At 48.4% G+C, this 18,643-nt stretch carries 13 protein-coding genes; 4 read left to right on the top strand and 9 right to left on the bottom strand.

The annotated features are described in order from the left end of the window. Positions 1-154: 154 nt before the first annotated feature. Positions 155-910 (bottom strand): YheC/YheD family protein, encoded by a 756-nt coding sequence (locus A3848_RS11945; protein ID WP_074085160.1) that lies wholly within the window; start codon positions 908-910, stop codon positions 155-157. Between the two features lie 208 nt (positions 911-1,118). On the opposite strand from A3848_RS11945, the gene A3848_RS11940 reads away from it, so the two are divergent. Beyond that, a complete protein-coding gene (locus tag A3848_RS11940; protein WP_074085159.1) occupies positions 1,119-1,931 on the top strand; it encodes a DUF6492 family protein in 813 nt (270 codons plus the stop codon). Positions 1,932-1,945: 14 nt separating this feature from the next. Next, entirely contained in the window at positions 1,946-3,280 is a 1,335-nt protein-coding gene (locus A3848_RS11935) for a sugar phosphate nucleotidyltransferase (RefSeq protein ID WP_074085158.1), read from the top strand. Between the two features lie 14 nt (positions 3,281-3,294). Here the strand turns inward: A3848_RS11935 and A3848_RS11930 are convergent, their stop codons facing one another. The 4 genes from A3848_RS11930 to A3848_RS11915 all read right to left on the bottom strand — a co-directional run bounded on the left by A3848_RS11930 (position 3,295) and on the right by A3848_RS11915 (position 8,655). Continuing rightward, positions 3,295-4,653: a sigma-54 interaction domain-containing protein gene (locus A3848_RS11930; RefSeq protein ID WP_244169706.1), complete on the bottom strand. Its 1,359-nt coding sequence runs from the start codon at positions 4,651-4,653 to the stop codon at positions 3,295-3,297. Positions 4,654-4,837: 184 nt separating this feature from the next. Next, positions 4,838-5,782 (bottom strand): DUF561 domain-containing protein, encoded by a 945-nt coding sequence (locus tag A3848_RS11925; protein WP_074085156.1) that lies wholly within the window; start codon positions 5,780-5,782, stop codon positions 4,838-4,840. Positions 5,783-5,827: 45 nt separating this feature from the next. Beyond that, the gene (locus A3848_RS11920) at positions 5,828-7,063 is read right to left on the bottom strand and encodes an L-lactate MFS transporter (protein ID WP_074085155.1); all 1,236 of its coding nucleotides are present in this window, start codon (positions 7,061-7,063) and stop codon (positions 5,828-5,830) included. 26 nt (positions 7,064-7,089) lie between these two features. After that, positions 7,090-8,655 carry an acyl CoA:acetate/3-ketoacid CoA transferase gene (locus A3848_RS11915; protein ID WP_074085154.1) on the bottom strand — a complete coding sequence of 522 codons (1,566 nt, stop codon included), beginning with the start codon at positions 8,653-8,655 and terminating at the stop codon, positions 7,090-7,092. 629 nt (positions 8,656-9,284) lie between these two features. On the opposite strand from A3848_RS11915, the gene A3848_RS11910 reads away from it, so the two are divergent. After that, positions 9,285-9,761 (top strand): SAM-dependent methyltransferase, encoded by a 477-nt coding sequence (locus A3848_RS11910; protein WP_074085153.1) that lies wholly within the window; start codon positions 9,285-9,287, stop codon positions 9,759-9,761. Positions 9,762-10,108: 347 nt separating this feature from the next. On the opposite strand, the gene A3848_RS11900 is transcribed toward A3848_RS11910, so the two are convergent. Together A3848_RS11900 and sbnA are read right to left on the bottom strand one after the other, a co-directional pair. Continuing rightward, complete coding sequence (locus A3848_RS11900; protein WP_074085151.1) at positions 10,109-11,074, bottom strand: 2,3-diaminopropionate biosynthesis protein SbnB; 966 nt, start codon at positions 11,072-11,074, stop codon at positions 10,109-10,111. Positions 11,075-11,098: 24 nt separating this feature from the next. Further along, positions 11,099-13,375 (bottom strand): 2,3-diaminopropionate biosynthesis protein SbnA, encoded by a 2,277-nt coding sequence (gene sbnA, locus A3848_RS33295; protein WP_305953427.1) that lies wholly within the window; start codon positions 13,373-13,375, stop codon positions 11,099-11,101. A 103-nt stretch (positions 13,376-13,478) separates the two neighbouring features. Here sbnA and A3848_RS11890 point away from each other — a divergent pair, with 103 nt between their 5' ends. Further along, complete coding sequence (locus tag A3848_RS11890) at positions 13,479-14,318, top strand: YheC/YheD family protein (protein WP_083612094.1); 840 nt, start codon at positions 13,479-13,481, stop codon at positions 14,316-14,318. Between the two features lie 168 nt (positions 14,319-14,486). Here the strand turns inward: A3848_RS11890 and A3848_RS11885 are convergent, their stop codons facing one another. After that, the gene (locus tag A3848_RS11885; protein ID WP_074085150.1) at positions 14,487-15,737 is read right to left on the bottom strand and encodes an MFS transporter; all 1,251 of its coding nucleotides are present in this window, start codon (positions 15,735-15,737) and stop codon (positions 14,487-14,489) included. A gap of 242 nt (positions 15,738-15,979) precedes the next feature. Next, complete coding sequence (locus tag A3848_RS11880; protein WP_074085149.1) at positions 15,980-18,631, bottom strand: endo-beta-N-acetylglucosaminidase; 2,652 nt, start codon at positions 18,629-18,631, stop codon at positions 15,980-15,982. Positions 18,632-18,643: the final 12 nt, after the last annotated feature.

Here is an 18,643-nt window from a genome sequence, read left to right as displayed (position 1 = left end):
CACACTCTTAACTTCTTTCGCTTTTTTTCGACAATAATAATGGCTATCAGCAATTCAAGTTAGACACATGCCCAAATAACCCCACGGGGTGGGGTTATGGCTTGGGATTCTTATAGAGCCAATTCAAGCGGCAGGTCGATCCAGGGTGACAGCTTTATTTTTTCATGCCAAACCGCCGGTACCTCATTACTTTTCTGTACATGGATTTATCCTTAAGCTGATTGAAGATATAGGGGTCCGGATTCATGTTCACTTCAATAATCCATGGCGTCAGGGACCGGTCCAGACCAACATCCACGCCGATTTGGCGGATACGGGGATAGGTTTTCTGCATATGAGCAGCCATCCGGGTACCCAGTCTATTCAGTTCCTCTGTCAGCAGCCCCAGCCGGTGCGAAGTCAGATGAGTGGAGAGCAGGGTTTCTATAGCCATTGGTTTGCCTCCGCTGTGGTAGTTCGTAACAATTTTCTGCGGATGTCCCAGTCTTCCGATGATTCCCGTGGCTTCCCAGACCCCCTTCGGGCTTAGCTGAACCATTACCCGGATATCGAAACGGCGCCGGTTATGCTTAAGCAGATGAATACCTTTTTGAATCAAATAGCTTCTCCCGCCTGTCTTCTTCGCCAGACTCTTGTGAAAGGCTTCAAAGGTGTCAAAGTGACGGACCTTCTCCTCATATTGGTACGTGAATCCTTTCTTTCCGCCCCGCTCAGCCCGAATGACCCCGATTCCATAGGTGCCCCGTTCCGGCTTCACATAGATCATTCCGTAGCTGTGAATCATCTGCTCCAGATTTCCTTTGTTGAATTTTCGGGTATCGGGGATAAAAGGTTTGATCGAAGCATTACGGAGCAGCAATTTGGTCTTAATCCATTTGCTTTGTACAGCGTTCACCGGTTTTGTCTTCACTCTTTCACTCTCCTGTCTGAGAGGGGTTTCGCCCTCGCTGAGTTACATAGTCACTGCATTGTATGCAGGATCAGCTCCGGCTGAATGAAGCAAATATCCCATTCAGAAAGATAAACTTTACAGGGGTCTTTGCCCGGTCATGCAGTACGTATGAAGCATACATTAGTTCAGACGCCCTAAGTGTCAATACGTGCACGGAGATGAAGCTATGTCAGCAATTACAGGTTTAACGACCAGTGGTCCCGCGATTGATGTCCTTATCCCGGCCATTGAAAAGGATCTGGCGACCCTCCCCTATGTCATCGATAGTCTTCGCCGTTATGTACGGCATCCCATCAGCCATATCTACATTGTCTCGCCGAACAGCAGCAGAATCAGGAATCTGTGTGCACGCAAAGGCTGTATTTTTGTTAATGAAACTACCGTTCTTCCCTTTACCAAAAAGGATATTCACTATTCCTCCTCCCGTTGGAACCGTTCCGGCTGGCTGTATCAGCAGCTGCTGAAGATGAACGGCGATCAGATCTGCCGGGAGAACTTTTTCCTGGTCATTGATGCCGACACGGTGCTAATCGGTCCCCACCGTTTCCGTTCCGGGGGCAAAAGCATCTTTTACTGCCGAAGCTGGAGCCAGCCGGAGTATTTCCGCACGTACCGGAAGCTGCTGGGCGTTGCCGCACCTTCTCCCAAATCCTTTGTCACCCATTACATGCTGTTTGAAAGGGCAAAGCTTGCGGGGTTAAAACGAAAAATCGAAGCCCGGCACGGGGTATCGTGGCATGCCGCCATTCTACGCAGTATCGACAGGAAGAAACAGTTCGGCTTCTCCGAATTTGAAACCTATGCCAATTATGTTTACAGCAGGGATAGCACCTCAGTCCTGCTCAAGAAGGCCAATAATAAATCTCTGTCAACATCTGCAGCCGCCCTGGGTACCGCGCGGCTTCAAAAACTGGCCCGCACCTACCGCTCGCTTTCCTTCCATCATCGAAAGGGTTATTCCATTCCAGCCAAGCGCTAAGGAGGCAGACAGCCTTGCATACCATTTTTTTATGCGGCGGTTCCGGACAGCGTCTATGGCCACTGTCCGGAAGCATCCGTTCCAAGATGTTCCTAGAGCTGCTTCCTGCTCCGGCTGGAGGTACGGAGTCCATGATCGGGCGGGTATGCCGCCAGCTCCACCAAGCCGGACTGGATCAATCGTCCTTATTCGTCACGCATAAGGATCAGCTGGGTCTGATGCAGCGGCATACCCGTGGTGAATATCCGGTGATTGGGGAGCCCTTTAAACGTGGTACATTCACGGCTGCCGCACTGGGGGCCCTCTATTTATATTCCTCAGGGACAGCTAAACCGGAAGACACCTTGTGCGTGGCTCCGGCGGATATGTATGCGGATGACGGATTCTTCCGGTTATTTCATCAATTTTCGGATGTTTTAGCTGAATCTAAGGCCGACCTTGTGTTGCTTGGGACAAGGCCCGCCCACCCCACAGACCAGTATGGCTATATTGTCCCGGGAAACGCCGCTGGCAAGCGGTATTCTCCGGTGATCTCTTTTGCAGAAAAACCGGATACCGCCAAGGCTGAAGAGCTGATCGGGAGAAACGCCTTATGGAACTGTGGTGTTTTTGCTTTTCCGTTACGTTTCATGCTCGCCCATTTGCAGCAGATGGGTCTGCCCGTGGAACTGGCTGCATTTACAGAACGGTATCCCGGATTCCCGGTCCGCAGCTTTGACAAGGAGATTGCTGAACGCAGCAGCAAAGCCGTCGTACTGCGGCATGAAGGTGAATGGCTGGATCTGGGAAGCTGGGGATCGCTCACCGCCCAGCTTGCTGAGCCGGTTGTTGGAGCAGGCGGAATCTGGGGGGAATGCCGGAATACCCACATTGTTAACGAACTGGACATTCCGCTGCATGTAATCGGTTTATCCGGCGTAGTTGCTGTAAGTGGTCCGGAGGGGATCCTGCTTGCCCGAAAAGAGGACGCAAACGGGATAAAAGAAATCATCCAGGACGCTTCAGCAGAACCCAGATATGGCGAAACCAAATGGGGAAGCTATACTGTCCTCGACCGGACCCCAAGTCGTGCCGGCCTTATTCTTACGCTCAAATTATCCCTGCTGCCTGGCCAGACCCTGCCAGAACAGCTCTGCCATCATTCCAGCAAGAGCTGGATGATCTTGTCCGGAGACGGAGCCGTCATTCTGAACGGCTTGACCACTGAAGCACAGTCAGGCAGAATATTTACAATCTCCAGGGGAGACAGCCATGGAATCACAGCTGTTACCGCTATGAAGCTGATTGAGATACGGGTACTTGAAGAAGAGGATGATCAGCCGATCTACAGCTCATCAGTTCATTTATAACATTAAATCTTACTTTATTGTGGCGATGATCCACCATTTGAATCCAGCACTTCCTCCATCTTCTTTAACTTTCTGTAGATAACCGAACGGTCCACACCCAGTTTTTTAGCCGCCTCGGTGCCGTTACCCTTACATGCTTTCAGTACTTGTCTGATGTAACGACCCTCTACAACTGCTGTGAAGTCTTTTAGATTCGAGAGGTTATGTTGATTTTTATCTATAAAGTGGTCGATTGAAAACCAATCTGCCACATTCTCCTCAGGCTGCGGGTTGAAATCTATAGGTTCCGTTACAACAAGTCTCTCCACATAATTTCTTAACTCTCTTGCATTTCCTTGCCAAGGCTGTACTAACATGTTCTGGAATTCTTCTGCACTTAACTTGAATTTTTTCCCGTACATTTGATTGAAGTTAGCGATAAAACTTGAGATTAATCCCACAAGGTCTAATTTCCGGTTGCGAAGCGGTGGAATATGAATCGGAATCACATTAATCCGGTAATACAGATCTTCCCGAAACAGGCCTTTTTTCACCAATGCCCATAAATCCCGGTTCGTCGCTGAGATGATTCGGCAATTGATGGGAATATTACTAATCCCGCCGACTCTTCTCACTTCATTGTTCTCCAGAACACGCAACAATTTGACTTGCATATCCAATGGCATTTCAGCAATTTCATCCAGAAAAAGAACCCCGTCATTGGCGATTTCGATCATGCCCTTTTTCTCTTCTGCCTGGCCTGCAAAAGCTCCCTTTTCATAGCCAAATAATTCATACTCAAAAACAGCAGAAGGAATGGCCGCACAGTTAATGGCAATAAAGGGCCCTTTCCACTTTTCACTCTTCCGGTGGATATATTTCGCTATGACCTCTTTACCCGTTCCGGATTCACCATAAATTAACACCTTACTGTCGTAGGAGGCGATTTGATTGCAGACTTTAATAATTTGCTTCATGGCTAAGCTCTCAGCAATAATTCCTGTCGCTTTCCCCGCAGCTGCTTCTTCTAATTTCTTGCTGATTTGGGGGGCAGTAAGCGTGTCTGCTTCTAAATTTATATTTTCCTGCTTAAATTCATTGGAAGAGGTCACAACAAGCTGTACCTCCCCATCCTTGTCCAAAATAGGAATAGCTGTAGAAAATACATGAAACCCTCTGGCTGTATTCACATTCCGCGACACTTTTTGTTTCGTTTGAATGGCTTCCATCGTAATGGAAGGATTATAAAAGCCTGCCTTCACCAAATCCTGAACATTGGCTTTGAGCAGCTCTTCCAGCGGAACCCCAATGGTCAATGCCGTAAATTCATTTGAAATTAATATATTTCCATTGGCATCAGTGACAAATAAAGTAGAGGGCAATTCCTGATTCATTTCGTCTACAGGACGTTTAGCTGTCTTTTTGTTTTTTTTAGTCAAAGTTATCAGTCCCATATCGTTATATTAAATGCTTACTCCATTATAAAATACCGCTTTCATATATGATACCGCTTAGAAAAAAAGCCGAGGGGTATCATCATGTACAGATACCGCTCAGCTTCTTTTATACAGAAATTAATTATGCGCCAATAACAGATATTTTACTCAGGTTCTGCAGAACGGCTTGAGCTTCTTCAAACATCGTGGTAATCATTTCTTCAACCGTTGTAATTTCATTACACATCCCGCAGATTTGTCCGGCCATTACTGAACCATGTTCAGTATCGCCCTCAAAAACGGCTTTTCGCAAAGATCCCAAGCTTAATTTCTCTAACTCTTCACGGGAAGCATTTTCGTTTTCAAGTTTAAGAAATTCCGCAATCATACTATTTTTAATGCTTCTTACAGGCCCGCCTAGACTGCGTCCAGTAACCGTTGTGCTGGTATCATCCGCTGCAATTACGGCTTGCTTGAAGTTCTCGTGAGTAGGGCATTCAACGGTAGCCAAGAAACGGGTACCCACTTGAACTCCCTGAGCTCCCAGAGCAAAGGCTGCTGCAACTCCACGGCCATCTGCAATCCCCCCGGCGCCGACAACCGGAATGGAAACCGCACTAACCACTTGAGGGAGCAGGGCCATCGTCGTTGTTTCACCTACATGTCCGCCAGCTTCAGTCCCCTCAGCTACAATTGCGTCCACCCCTAAGGCTTCCATCTTCTTAGCGATTTTTACAGATGGCACTACTGGAATAACGATAATTCCATTTTCTTTAAAGGTTTGCATGTATGGGGCAGGAGTGCCTGCGCCTGTGGTAACAATTTTCACGCCTTCTTCAATAATGACTTCAATCAGTTCCGGGATATTGTTCATCATTAACATCAAGTTAACAGCAAAGGGTTTGTCCGTACTGGCTTTGGCCTTGCGGATCTCATCACGAAGACGTTCCGCTGTAAATCCGCCTGAGCCGATGACGCCGAGTCCTCCCGCATTCGAAACAGCGCCCACTAGAGGAGAGACGGCAATTTGAGCCATACCTCCTTGGAATATTGGATATTTAATCCCTAATAATTTGGTAATAGACATGTTTGAAATCCTCCATTTTTTTAAATATGAACCTATTGAAGCGTACTATGCTGCTTTTGTTGACTCCTGTTTGGGCTGTTGTTTTTCCATTGCTTTGAAAACAAAGGTTAAGGCAAAACCAACCAAGGAGATCACCAAAGCGATGTAAAAAGCATTCGTGAACATTCCATCGTTCGCTGCTGCAACCTTATTGGCAATTCTCGGTCCGAAGAACGCAGCCCCTGAATACCCGATAAACGTTACACCATAGTTCACACCGTAGTATTTCATACCAAATTTCTCACCAACAATAGACGGGAAGATCCCCATCGTTCCTCCAAAGCATAGGCCAATTCCTACGATTGCAATCCCAAATCCGGCTACTGAATTAGACAAAGCTATGGTCAACATCATGCCGGCAATGACCAGATAGATCATGAGCAGACATTTTACACGTCCGATTTTGTCTGACACGGCCCCCCAGAAGATACGGCCCATGCAGTTACTGAAAGCATATAAACTTACATAGAGGGCTGCAGCTGCGGCTGAAAGACCAAACATTTTCTGGCCGATTACGGAAGCATTTGCGGTTACCATCATTCCTGACAATGCACCGATCAGGAATAGACAGGCGATTACATAAAATATCGGCTTCTTGATCATTTCGTACCATGGGATATTAACCCCGCCCTTAGAAGCTCCAGCAGTTGAAGGTGTCCAACCCTGAGGGATATAACCGACCGGGGTTGGTTTAACCAACAGACCCAGGCTTAAAATAAGAGCTAAAAAGGCAATACCGAGTGTAATGAGTGCAGACTGGACACCATTGCTGGAAATTAACGCATTAGCTATGGGAGCAATAACGATGGTTCCACCGCCATATCCCGCTGTTACAATCCCTGTAGCCAGCCCTCTTTTATCCGGGAATAGCTTAACTGTGTTACCAATGGTAGCAGAATACACAATCCCCTGGCCCACTCCGGTAATTACTCCATAGGTGATATACAGCATCCATGGTGCGGTTGCCAAACCGGATAGGATAAATCCAAGCCCAAACATGGCACCGCCAATGAATATGGCTCTTTTGGCTCCCCCTTTGTCCACCAATTTCCCGCCCAAAATCATTGGAATAGGAGCGATTGCTGCGTTAATGGTAAATGCCAACATAATATCCGGCATTGTAACATCGAATACTTTGGTTAAAGGCAATGCAAAGATACTAAAGGCGTACACTGCACCCACACAGATATTAATGATCACTGACGCGATCAGGATCCTCCACCGGTTCAACACTACGTTCATATCATCTTCCCTCTCTATTGTACATTTTAGTTTTTCCCGTTAATAATAGACTTCAGTTTTCCCCAATGTTCCTCGAACATGGCAGAGTCCATTTCTTTGAGGTCTGGTGAGATAACCGGTTCAAATTCCATTTGGTCTAAAATATGCTTTTGAAGGTCAATCCCTGGTGCGATTTCAGTTAACGTAACTTTTCCGTCCAGCAGTTCGAACACTGCCCGTTCAGTCACATATACAACCGGTTGTTTTACTTTCGCGGCATAGGAACCACTAAACGTAATTTGCTGCACCTTTTTAATAAACTTCTTTGCTTTTCCTTCTTGAACGATTTGCAGTTTTCCATTCTCCACCTTGATCTCAAGACCACCCGCGGTAAATGTACCGGCAAAAACAAGTTTTTTGGCTGCCTGGGAAATGTTGATAAACCCACCGCAACCCGCTACACGAGTGCCAAACTTGCTCACATTCACATTGCCATATTCGTCGGTCTGAGCTAGGCCAAGCACGGATAAATCAATCCCGCCGCCATCATAAAAATCAAACTGCGCATCATGATCTACAATGGCCTCGGAGTTAAAGGCATGTCCGAAGTCCTTCAGACTGGCAGGCACACCGCCTATGGATCCAGCCTCTGTGGTAAGAATAAGCTGTTCGCTTACTCCCTCTTCCGCTGCTATTGTGGCAACATTAACCGGAATCCCAACGCCAAGGTTCAAGATCGTGTTCGGTACCAGTTCAACTGCTGTCCGGCGGGAAATGATTTTACGCTCATCTAAAGGTATGGTATCTATGTTCTCAATAGGTACCTTTACATGACCGGAGAATGCCGGATTATAATAGGTGTTTTCAGTCTGGAAGTGATTTTCCGGTTTAGAAACCACAATATAATCCACTAAAATTCCTGGCACCTTAACATCTTTCGGATTCAGTGTGCCATTCTTGGCAACCGTCTCCACTTGAGCGATGACGATGCCTCCGGAGTTCCGCACAGCCTGGGCAATAGGAAGAACCTCCATATGAAGACCTTCCTTTTCAAGCGTTAAGTTCCCCTTTTCATCAGCCACGGTTCCGCGGATCAATCCAACCTGAATCGGAAAAGATTTATAGAATAGCCACTCTTCACCTTCGAGTTCAATGACCTTTACAATGTCTTCCTTTGTAGATGGAGACATTTTACCGCCCTCTACCCGGGGATCCACAAACGTCTCCATACCCACTTTTGTAATGACCCCCGGACGTTTACCTGCGATTTCACGGTACAACTGAGTGATTACGCCTTGGGGCAAATTGTATGCCTCACATTTGTCTTCTTCGATCAGTTTCGCCATGCCAGGGGAAGCGATTGCAATCCCGCCGATCCAGCGTTTAATTAACCCCTCATGACCCAGGTGGGTCATTCCCTTATCACGGCGGTTGCCTACTGCACTAGCGTGCATCACCGTCAAGTTCTTCGGATGTCCGGTTTGTAAGAACCGCTCTTCAATCGCAATACCCATTTCTTCTGCCCAACAGGATAATCCAAAACCGCTTGCTGCGACTGTACTTCCATCTTGAATCAGTTCTGCAGCTTTTGCGGCTGAAATTACTTTTGTCATTTCCCCACTCCCTCTTTCGTGAACATTTTCACATTCATAACAAAGTCAATAAATCCGTAGTATGCCTAAGGTCAAAAGTGATTGTGAAACATTTCACACCGTCATAGTATTACAGAAAATATATAGGGTCAAGGCTCCTAAAACCGCTTAAAATCCTTGCTTTTTTCTGTAGATAAATTGCGACTCCCCTTGTTGAAAGCAACCTTTTGAGGAGCATTCCCCCCCTAATCATATCTACCCCAGGCAGTATAGACAGGTAATATGAATCCCGCTTTTCCCGCTATCGCTTTCAGCAACAGTCGCAAATTTGCAACACCCGGACATCCTATAATGGGCAGAGATAAAAATAACCGGGAAAGTGATCCTTCACATTCAGTAAATCTTACAGATCCCGCCAGAATGAACACCGGTTATTTAATAAATCTAACAATAAAAAATAAAATATTTTTCTTATTCTGCTGAATTTGCATTTTCACAACAGCTGATCACACTACCAAATTACATTATTATCCATTTTTCCATCGTTCACATACACAGGGGGAATCATCAAAAATAACGCTTGTAGTGTAAAAACACAAAGATATAATTGATTTAACGGCGCCGTAATAAACTAAATAGGAGTTTTACTTATGGAGTTATTTACAGTTAAATCAATTGGAAAAGTTTGCGTAGATAAAAAGGGAACTCGCTTAGAACTGGATAAAGAATATATCCTGGCTCTTACCAATCTTGAGGGATTCAGCTATATCAATATTCTCTGGTGGTTTGATCAATGTGACCATTCAGACTCTCGCTCAAAACTAATTGAAAAAAGCCCATACAAAGACTCACCGGAGATGTTGGGAACATTTGCAACACGCTCTCCAGAACGTCCCAACCCTATTGCACTAACTTGTGCTAATATTACGTACATTGAGGCAGAAAATGGTGTGATCGGGTTAGCCTATATGGATGCCGAGCATGGAACCCCCATTTTGGATATTAAGCCCTACACACCAAGTCTTGACCGAGTAGAAAATCCTTCTATGCCTCAGTGGTGTGCTAGCTGGCCAAAAAACGTGGAGACTTCAGGAGATTATGACTGGAGTAAAGTCTTTAACTTCTAGCTATAATAAGGTCTGGGCGATTTGATACTTACCTTTATGAATGCATTTCAGATACATCTCTCATCATGCAAAAAAACGGGGGCGTCCCAAAAGCCATGAATGGCTTCTTGGGACGCCCCTTGGTTTTGGAGTAGGATGTATGTTTTCGCTTGGGTGGACGCTGCGCGAACGGACCGTTGTTCCAATCGCTGCGCTCTCCAGATTTTTCCATTCCCCTTAGCGGTGAAAATCCGGAGACCAAGGCGACCGCTGCCGCTTTTCCACAATCAGTCCGTCCTCTGCTGAAGTATGAGCAATATCAACACCCGCTTGGGGACCGAAACAGCTTCAGTAAGACAGACCCTCCCCTACACTAGCTCGCTCCCAATCCCTTTTTCCTTTGCAATCTTTACGTAATATACCGCTATAGCGATGTCGAAGACGGCCATACCCATCGGGCAGAAAAGAACCGGCTCATCTGCGGAGAAATCCGCAAAGCAGCGGCGGCTGACGACATCGGTAATCGTTCGTGTGCCTTCACGAGTCAGCCCCTGCTCCAGATGGAGCCGCTCGATATCCGTATTCTCGCGGCACACTTCATCCCAATCGTCGACGATGATGGCTTTTACCGAAGTCAGCGCCTCTGGATGGTAATCACGCAGCGAAACATTCAGCAGAAGGCTGCCCTTGGCCGGGGGAATATCAATATACCGGTGTTCTGACACGGTACATGTGATGAAGATATTGGAATGCCGGTAGACGTCCGCCCAAGTCTTTGCTACTTCAATCCTGTCCCTGTATCTAGGCAGGATTCCTGACAAATCTGCTCCCCTTATGTCAAAGATACGGATAGATTCGATCCGGTCCCCATACAATGCTGCAGCCATTTGAAAATGATACTGTCCAATCGGCCCCCAGCCGATAATGCCGAGATGAATCCGGTCCAGCGGGCGTGCCTCCATAAAATAACGAATCATCAGCCCGCTGATGGAGGCCGTCCTTACAATGCTGGGGATCGGCGAGTTGAGGATCGCTGAAGGTTCGCCCGTAGCGGGATTATTGATTACGATAATGCTATGCGCGCGGGGAAGACCAGCCTGGATATTATCCGGGAAGCTGGAAATCCACTTGATCCCTGCTGCATTCACCTCTCCCCCGGCGTATGCGGGCATGGCAATAATGCGGTTCCGGGCATTGTTATACCTTAGATAAGGCTTTACCGGCTGGGCGTAATCACCGGAATCCATAATGCGCACTGCAGACTCTACGGACTCCACAAGGGCAGGCCAATCCAGGCCAACTTCCCGAAGGTCCCGGTCGTTTAAGTACAGCATCCTGCTTCCTCCTCATATCCTGTCTTATCTTCCAAGGTCGGTTCTGTCCTCAGCTGAAAGCTCCCGGCCGAATTGGCCCTGAATCCAGGTGTCTGAATATACAGTATCGAGGTAACGTTCTCCCTTGTCATGCAGAATGACCGCACAGACCGATCCTGGTGTCAATTCCGGCTCCATCTTCTTAACGGCTGCAATAATTCCCCCGGAGGATGCGCCAGCCAGAACCGATTCGCTCCGGGCAAGTGCCCGGCAGCCTTTGACAATATCCGAGTCCGAGACATGGATGATACGGTCGATCAGACCAGTTCTGCAGAAGGGCGGTACGATACCGGCACCGAGTCCCGGGAAGCGCCGCTGCCCCTTATTTCCGCCAAAAATAGCGCTCCCCTCTGCGTCAACAGCCACGATTTGGGTCCTAAGCCCGTGATCCCTTGCATATTCCGCGAGGCCCCGAATCGTGCCGCAGGTACTGACACTGCAGAACAAATAATCCACCCGCCCAAGCTCTGCCACAATTTCCTTCATGGTCGTATGGTAGTGGGACAGATAATTATGGGGATTTGCATACTGATTCGGCCAGTAACTGCCCGGTATTTCCACCAGCAGCTGCTGCACACGGTTCAGCCTGGCAGGCAAAAACTCGCCTGTTTCGGGGTCAGGACCCCGGACCAGATCTATTTTTGCATCCAATGCCTTCAGAATTTGCAGATTCGTGTCTGTTGTTCTGGGGTCGACCACGCTGATAAAACGCATCCCCAAAACCTTGCAAATCATCGCCAGGCTGATTGCCATATTTCCCGAGCTCGATTCAATGACGGAAGTTCCCGGCCCGATGATCCCTTCCTTCCAGGCTTCCCGGATCATCCGCAGAGCCGGACGGTCCTTCGCACTTCCGCCCGGGTTCAGCAGCTCCATTTTCGCGTAAACCTCAAATCCGCTTTTCTGGAACAAGTGATTCAGCTTGATTAAGGGCGTGTTTCCGATGGCCGACAAAATTCCGCCATTCAGGTATATATCAGGCCCGCTATTATCTTTGTCTTTCTGGTAATACAGTTTTTTGTTCTTCACCTGCCCGCGTTCCAGCGGCTCCTCCGCAGCTACGATGATGACCTCAATCGCATCAAGCAGATGGTTACGAATCATTCTGCCGATTTCGGGAATGCACTCCCCGATTTCCTCCCGTATGGCAGGAATAACCGAGTTTTCCGCAGATTTGCTCTGAATATACACAGTCAGTGCATTGTCCTCTACGCTAACGCGGATGATCGCATCCTCAAGATGACGGTATACAACCCGTTCAATATCGTACAGGCTGATTTTTTCCCCGTGCTTCAATTCCCGGCCCACCCGTTTGACAATAGACGCAAAGCTCTGCCTCTCTACACCGCCATCCATCACAGGCCTGAAGTCTCTTACAACGTCATAGGTAACAAAACGGATGGCAGGCAGCATCTTGCGGACGCTTGAGGTAAGCACCAGGATACTCTCGTCCTTTGCCAGCGGTCTCCATTCCCCGTCTAACCTCTCTGTCCCGATCCCTTCCGCATAAATGCCGTCAGCGAGAATATACCGGCCAAGGTCATGGGAGTAATAAGCAATCGTCCCGATTTCAATGGAGCCGTACGTATCGATGATGTCACGCGGCTCCAGACCGAACAGGCGGGCCATGTTGCACTGCCACTCAGGTGTGGCGATTTCCCCGACCAGAATGATCTTGCGAATTCCGAAGGCAAGCGGATTGTCCGTAGCATATACGATATGGTCAAGGATAGAAGGCATCGTATACAGCAGGTCCGGCTGGAACGCCTCAAGCTGTTCAATATGCTGCTGAATCGGCAGTTCAAAGGGGATCGAGCTATTTTCCAGGCCCAGCCGTTCGAATATGGTTAGCGCAGTGTTCGCTGCATGTCCGGTACCCATGTCTGCCAAGGCTCTTGTGCACCCGCTCCCTGCGATAAGCTCACCGAACAGCTTTGTTTTGATATCTATGTAGTGCTGGTCATCTTCCTCAGAGTAGAGAATCGCCTTCCGGTCGCCAGTGCTTGTGCCCGATGTCCTGTACACGGCAAGAGAAGGGTCAGCTGGCTCTGTATAATAATAGGTTTCAAGAATCTCCGTCGTCAGCAGCGGAAGCTTCTGAAGGCTATAATTGGTTTGTCCGCCGCCGATCAGCCCCTTGTACCAAGGAAATACCCCGATAACCTCATGCACCTTATCCTGTAATTTGTCCAGCAGCATCTTCGCCGCCTCCCGCTCTGCTGCAACCTGCAGCCTCTTTAGATAAACACCTTCAATTATCATATGTAGCACGCTCCGGGTGTGTTCTTTTATCGTCTGCTGCCCAATCAAAAGTTCAACGATCCCCGTAAGATAGCCTATAGGCTTATTGCAACGGAGGGACATAATGAAGGAACAAATCACACGTATATCCAACAAGCTGACGAAGACAAAGGTGCTCGCTGGAAGCCAAGAATTAAGGATGCATATCCCGGTAACGAGAAAAATGAATCCTAGCGTGCTAAAAGAGATGCTGCAAAAATATCAAATGGTGTATATTAAGCCATGCTGCGGTTCATTGGGGCAGGGCGTGATTCGGGTTGACAAATTTCCGGTCAGCCGCTTAAATCGCAGCAGCAGAAGAGATCATGACCCGAGGGATGAGATGTCCTACCGCTATCAATCCGGTACGCAAGTGCATAGATTCTCCGATTACGACACCGCCTATCGCGCAATCTATAGGGAAATCAAGGAAAGATCCTATTTAGTCCAAAAGGGAATCCGGCTGCTTACCTATAATGGCCGGCCCTTCGATATCCGGGTGATGGTGCAGCGGAATCTCAAGAGGGAGTGGGAAGCTACGGGGATTGCAGGACGCGTAGCGCATCCTCACAAGGTGGTGACCAACGGCAGTCAAGGAGGGACCATATATCCGGTTGAGGTGTTGTTGAACGCCTACACAAACCTAGAAAAGCGTGCAGCATTGATCGCGGCAATGAAGGAAATTGGAGTAAAGTCTGCCCATCAGTTAAGCACTGCCTTCCCCGGCCTTCAGGAAATCGGTGCAGATATTGCCTTGGATCGGCATCTGAAGCCCTGGATTCTGGAAGTGAATACAGCCCCCGATCCCTGCCCGTTCACCAAGCTGCAGGACCGTAATATGATCAACCGAATCGTAAGGTACGGCAAGGCCTATGGGCGGACTTACAATCTGAAATGTATGAAGGCGAAGCAAGGTGTGGTGTGACTCCGAGCGAAGAGGCAGGGGATCGATTTTCAGATTCGTATGAAAAAATAGAGGTTGGAACAACTAATAGACCGCCCCGGAGGAGCGGTCTACTGATTACGTTATAATCCCATCGCGGAAGAACCGGACACAGGCTCTTCTGTATACAACCTTATACACATCACGATATTATGCCTCTTGTGCAACATGTGAGTGATCCGGCGCTTTTTGGTTCATAATCGGCACCATGACCAATGCGCCAAGAAAAAATAATAATCCTGCTCCGCTATAGATCGTACCTAGCGAAAAGGCATCCTTTAACGCGCCAGCGAAAGACATGGAAATGACCATCATGCCTACGAACATCGGATTCAGAACCCCATTTACGCGGCCGACAATGGAGCTATGTGACCATTTCAGGATCATTGTGCTGATCCCGATATGAATGCAAGGGAACACAAGCCCATTCAGAAATTGAACGGTCAGCGTGAGCGGAACACTAGTCGAATACCCGACAATGACAGTGCATATTGCGCCTGCCAGCATACCTATTGCCAGCAGAAGCTGCGGCGGAACCCGCTTGGCGAAGACGGCTACGATCCCGCCACCGATCAGCATGGCTGCGCCATTCACCATCAACAGATATTGCAGGAACTCCTTACTTTTGCCTAGCCGCTCCGTTACGATAAACAGGTTGAGCGCTTGGGCAACCCCAACTGCGAGTCCGGCGAGAATAAATGCGAGTCCGAGCATACGCAGCACTTGGCTGTGCCAGACATAACGGAAGCCTTCATTGAAATCTTTACGGAACTGCCCTTTTCCAGCGGTCGTTTGAGGTTTCAAATGATCCTCAGGCAGGCGAATAAGGACGAGTGCGGACAGCAGAAAGACCACGCCCATTATAGCAATCGACGTTTCAAGGCCAAACGTGCTGTACACGAAGGTGCCGAGCATAGGGCCGAGCACCATGAAGATAGCCATGAGTGATTGGAATAGAGCCATCCCTTGCTGCAACTGTTCTTCCGGTACATGATACTTAAACAACCGCATGCTTGAAGGCTGTGAGAACTGCGATAGAATCGCTGAGATGAATGCTACAAGATAGACAGAATGCCATGAACCGAAATGTATGGTCAAAAGTACTGCGAATACAGATACCGCAGATAATAAATCGCACCAGATCATCGTTCGCTTCGGCTTCCAGCGGTCGGCAAATGTACCTCCGATGAACGAAAAAACAAAAATAGGTGCGAACTCTGCTACGCTGATCAGCGAAATGGCGTAGGGATCATTGTTTGTTTTTTCTGCAACATACAGGAGAATAGCGAAATTACGGACCCAAATGCCGATCTGCAGCAGCACGCTTGATAATAGAATGGTCTGCAGGAACCGATTGCGAAGCAGGCTTGGTGCATTGCTGCTTTTTTCATGCCTATTCAATCTTATTCAACCTCCAATTGTTTGCAAAGATGCCCATTTGGATTAAATGGTATAACTCTCTTTTCATTAGTCTCACCTTTTCATATAATCTAAGTCGTATTTGTCAATTATAATATACTTAAATAATCTATATTTCTTTTTTTTTGCTAAGTTGAGTAACTTTTTTATTTGCTGGCCCATTATATATAAAAACGCAAAACAGCGCTTCTCCATTAACGGTAGAAACGCTGTTTTGTATACTATTACAGCCCCTTGACTTCAAACTCATAGATTCGCGCGGCTGTATCGGCACCCTGCGAGGGCTTAGTGATGATTAGTTTTACATAGCGGGCTTTAACTAGCGCAATCGCCTCAGTCGTCTCCGCTGCCGTGTTTCCTTGGACCTTGACGGCATCGGTCCAGTTCGTACCGTCGCTGCTCACCTGAATGGTATAATCGCTGGTATTAAACCCGGACCACTCTCCTCCGCTCTCAGCATGCTTGATGACAAAGGCACTGATTGGATGCTCGGCGCCCAGATCGACTTGAAGCCAGTGAGGCAGATTGCCAAGCGCGCACCATTTGCTGTTGTCCGTCACTTTACCGTCTACGGCATTCGGTGCTCCTTCCTTATCCCCGCAGGCCTGATCGGCTGTTACAGCTTTGCCAAGTGCCAGATTCTTCACTGAACCGGCTTCCTTGCTTACTGTGATTAGTGCCTTTTTCGACATTGTGTCTTGGCCCGAGCTGTTAGTTGCAGTCAGTGTCACGCTATATACACCTTCCTGATTGAACATTACCACCGGGTTCTTCGTGGTGCTGACAGCCGGGCTTCCGCCGTCGAAGGTCCATGACCAGCCTTCTGTCACTTCAGTCGACAGGTCGGTGAAGTTTACACTCTCACCCGGAGCCACCAGCGTCCGGTCGGCCTTGAAATCCGCAGTCGGCTTCGGATAAGCCGGCCAGCTGATCTTCACGCTGGAGGCCTGACCTTGCCCGTATCTTCCATTGACCGCAACGACCTTCAATACCGTTACCGCTTCCTTGTCAATTCTTCTCATCTCAGGGACGTAAAACACATGATTCGGCGTTGCCCCCATTAGCACCTCATTGCCATCGGGCAATACACGGTAGATTTCATACTGCTTCACCTGCTGATCAAGTGGTTTCCACTGCAATCTGGCATCTCCATAGATTCCATTGCGGAAGTCAGATGAAGTGGCTTTCAGCCCACTAACCGCCGGGAGCGGCTGAATCGGGTCGTTGGCATTTTGGATGGCGAGCTGGCCAATGTGTATGGCATAATCACTTATCGTATCCGTGGTGTCAAAATACAGTGACAACGCCACGATCCGTTTCCCTTTATACGGGGTCAAATTCAGTGTTTCTGTAGTCCAGCCTGGTGATGTTTTATCCTTCACGTTAAGAAAGACAAATTGGTCGGGATGGTCTGCAAAAGCAAGGCCAACCTTCAGGCTAGGCTTGTTCTGCGTTTTGTACGTAACCGACAGCTTCGTACTTGCTTCGATCTTTAGATCTGTCTTATAGAGCTTCAGATGTGTCGCATTGTCATGGCTCAGCACACCTGATACCTTCAGCGAGCTGCCACCGTAATACGCATCGGACCAATCCAGCACCGGTGTGAGCGGTGTTCCTTTGCTGTCTGCGATCCAGCGCCATGTCGGCAGGATATCCTGCAGGCTCCGGTTATTCCATCCCTTATCCCGTACCTGCTTCCCGAGAACATAATATTTCTGTCCGCTTCCAGTGTTGAAACTGGTGATGAAGGGCAGTTCATTTACAGGGGATGCTTCGACCACATCGTTCGCGATTCCTTTCCAGGTCTGGCTGCTCGCGGTATTGCCCGGATTTCCGTTAGGACCCACCCAGAACTTGTTCTCGCGGCTGAAGAAATCCTCCATACTCTCTGCACTGTTAAAAGCCCAGTCCGGGCGGTAAATCCCCAGAGATGTGACTGCAGGCTTCCCTTCCGGGAACAACAGATTCCAGTTCACCTTCGTATCGTAACCTTTGGCTTCAACGTCAATGCCTGCATACAGGTCAAATGGACTTCTGCCCAAGCTTTTGGCCTTTTCCGCCGAGCTTCCAAGATCCTTCCACCAGAAGTTCAGGAACATACTGTCTGTTATCTGCTTTCCATTGTCCTGCAGGAACATCGCATTCTTATCATTTAGTGCGTTCTGCCAGCTGATACTGCCTTCTTTGGTCATGGAATCGTACCATACGAAGTGCATAGATGCAGATTTGTGCACTTCAAGATAACGCAGGAAAGCTTTCATTTGCTGTGCGTCAGCCGGCGTCCCACCCTCTGTCTCCTGGTTAATGAACCAGCCGTCAAATCCGTAATACTCCGCAACCTGGATCAGCTTGTCAGCGGCAGGAAAGGAGCCGTCACTCTTCTGCTCTAGCATCTGCTTCACCCATTCATATTTACCGCCATACACGGCTGGCGGGAAGAACACCGTTCCGAGGATCGGCACGCCATTCTTATGGGCAGCGTCGATCGTATCGGCACTTGGAGGCACGATGATCCCTTCGCCGGCCGAGCCGCCCCAATAGACCAGTTGGTCAACATATTGCCAATAGGTAAACGTGTTTGCCCCGAATTTGTCCGAGCCCTGCGAGGGTACTCCGCTTGTTCCCGGATTCAGTGCTGATAAAGCCATGACTTTCGGCGCTTTAGTCGCATGAGAGTTGACTCCTGCTCCCACAAAACGGTCCTGCAGCGGGACAGTACTACGGTTGAAAGCCGCGTCCGGGTCTGATGCCGGACTCCACTGAAGCAATTGCTCTGGAAACCAATAGGATGAATAAGGCTGTTTGGCTAACGCAGAAGTGGATAATGCAGCACATATCACAATTAAGAAGATAAAACCTGCACCTATCTTTTTCATGCCATCCTCCTC

This window comes from Paenibacillus sp. P32E (assembly GCF_001909085.1).
Lineage (GTDB): Bacteria > Bacillota > Bacilli > Paenibacillales > Paenibacillaceae > Paenibacillus_AQ > Paenibacillus_AQ helianthi.
Note: the sequence above shows the minus strand (reverse complement) of the source record. Positions and strands in the feature narration are given on the sequence as shown.

Excerpts from the sequence above, each read along its gene's own strand:
- A3848_RS11930 (WP_244169706.1), bottom strand. The coding sequence starts at position 4,653 with ATGAATCAGGAATTGCCCTCTACTTTATTTGTCACTGATGCCAATGGA.
- A3848_RS11910 (WP_074085153.1), top strand. The coding sequence starts at position 9,285 with ATGGAGTTATTTACAGTTAAATCAATTGGAAAAGTTTGCGTAGATAAA.
- A3848_RS11925 (WP_074085156.1), bottom strand. The coding sequence starts at position 5,782 with ATGTCTATTACCAAATTATTAGGGATTAAATATCCAATATTCCAAGGA.
- A3848_RS11920 (WP_074085155.1), bottom strand. The coding sequence starts at position 7,063 with ATGAACGTAGTGTTGAACCGGTGGAGGATCCTGATCGCGTCAGTGATC.
- A3848_RS11940 (WP_074085159.1), top strand. The coding sequence starts at position 1,119 with ATGTCAGCAATTACAGGTTTAACGACCAGTGGTCCCGCGATTGATGTC.
- sbnA (WP_305953427.1), bottom strand. The coding sequence starts at position 13,375 with ATGATAATTGAAGGTGTTTATCTAAAGAGGCTGCAGGTTGCAGCAGAG.
- A3848_RS11900 (WP_074085151.1), bottom strand. The coding sequence starts at position 11,074 with ATGCTGTACTTAAACGACCGGGACCTTCGGGAAGTTGGCCTGGATTGG.
- A3848_RS11890 (WP_083612094.1), top strand. The coding sequence starts at position 13,479 with ATGAAGGAACAAATCACACGTATATCCAACAAGCTGACGAAGACAAAG.
- A3848_RS11915 (WP_074085154.1), bottom strand. The coding sequence starts at position 8,655 with ATGACAAAAGTAATTTCAGCCGCAAAAGCTGCAGAACTGATTCAAGAT.
- A3848_RS11880 (WP_074085149.1), bottom strand. The coding sequence starts at position 18,631 with ATGAAAAAGATAGGTGCAGGTTTTATCTTCTTAATTGTGATATGTGCT.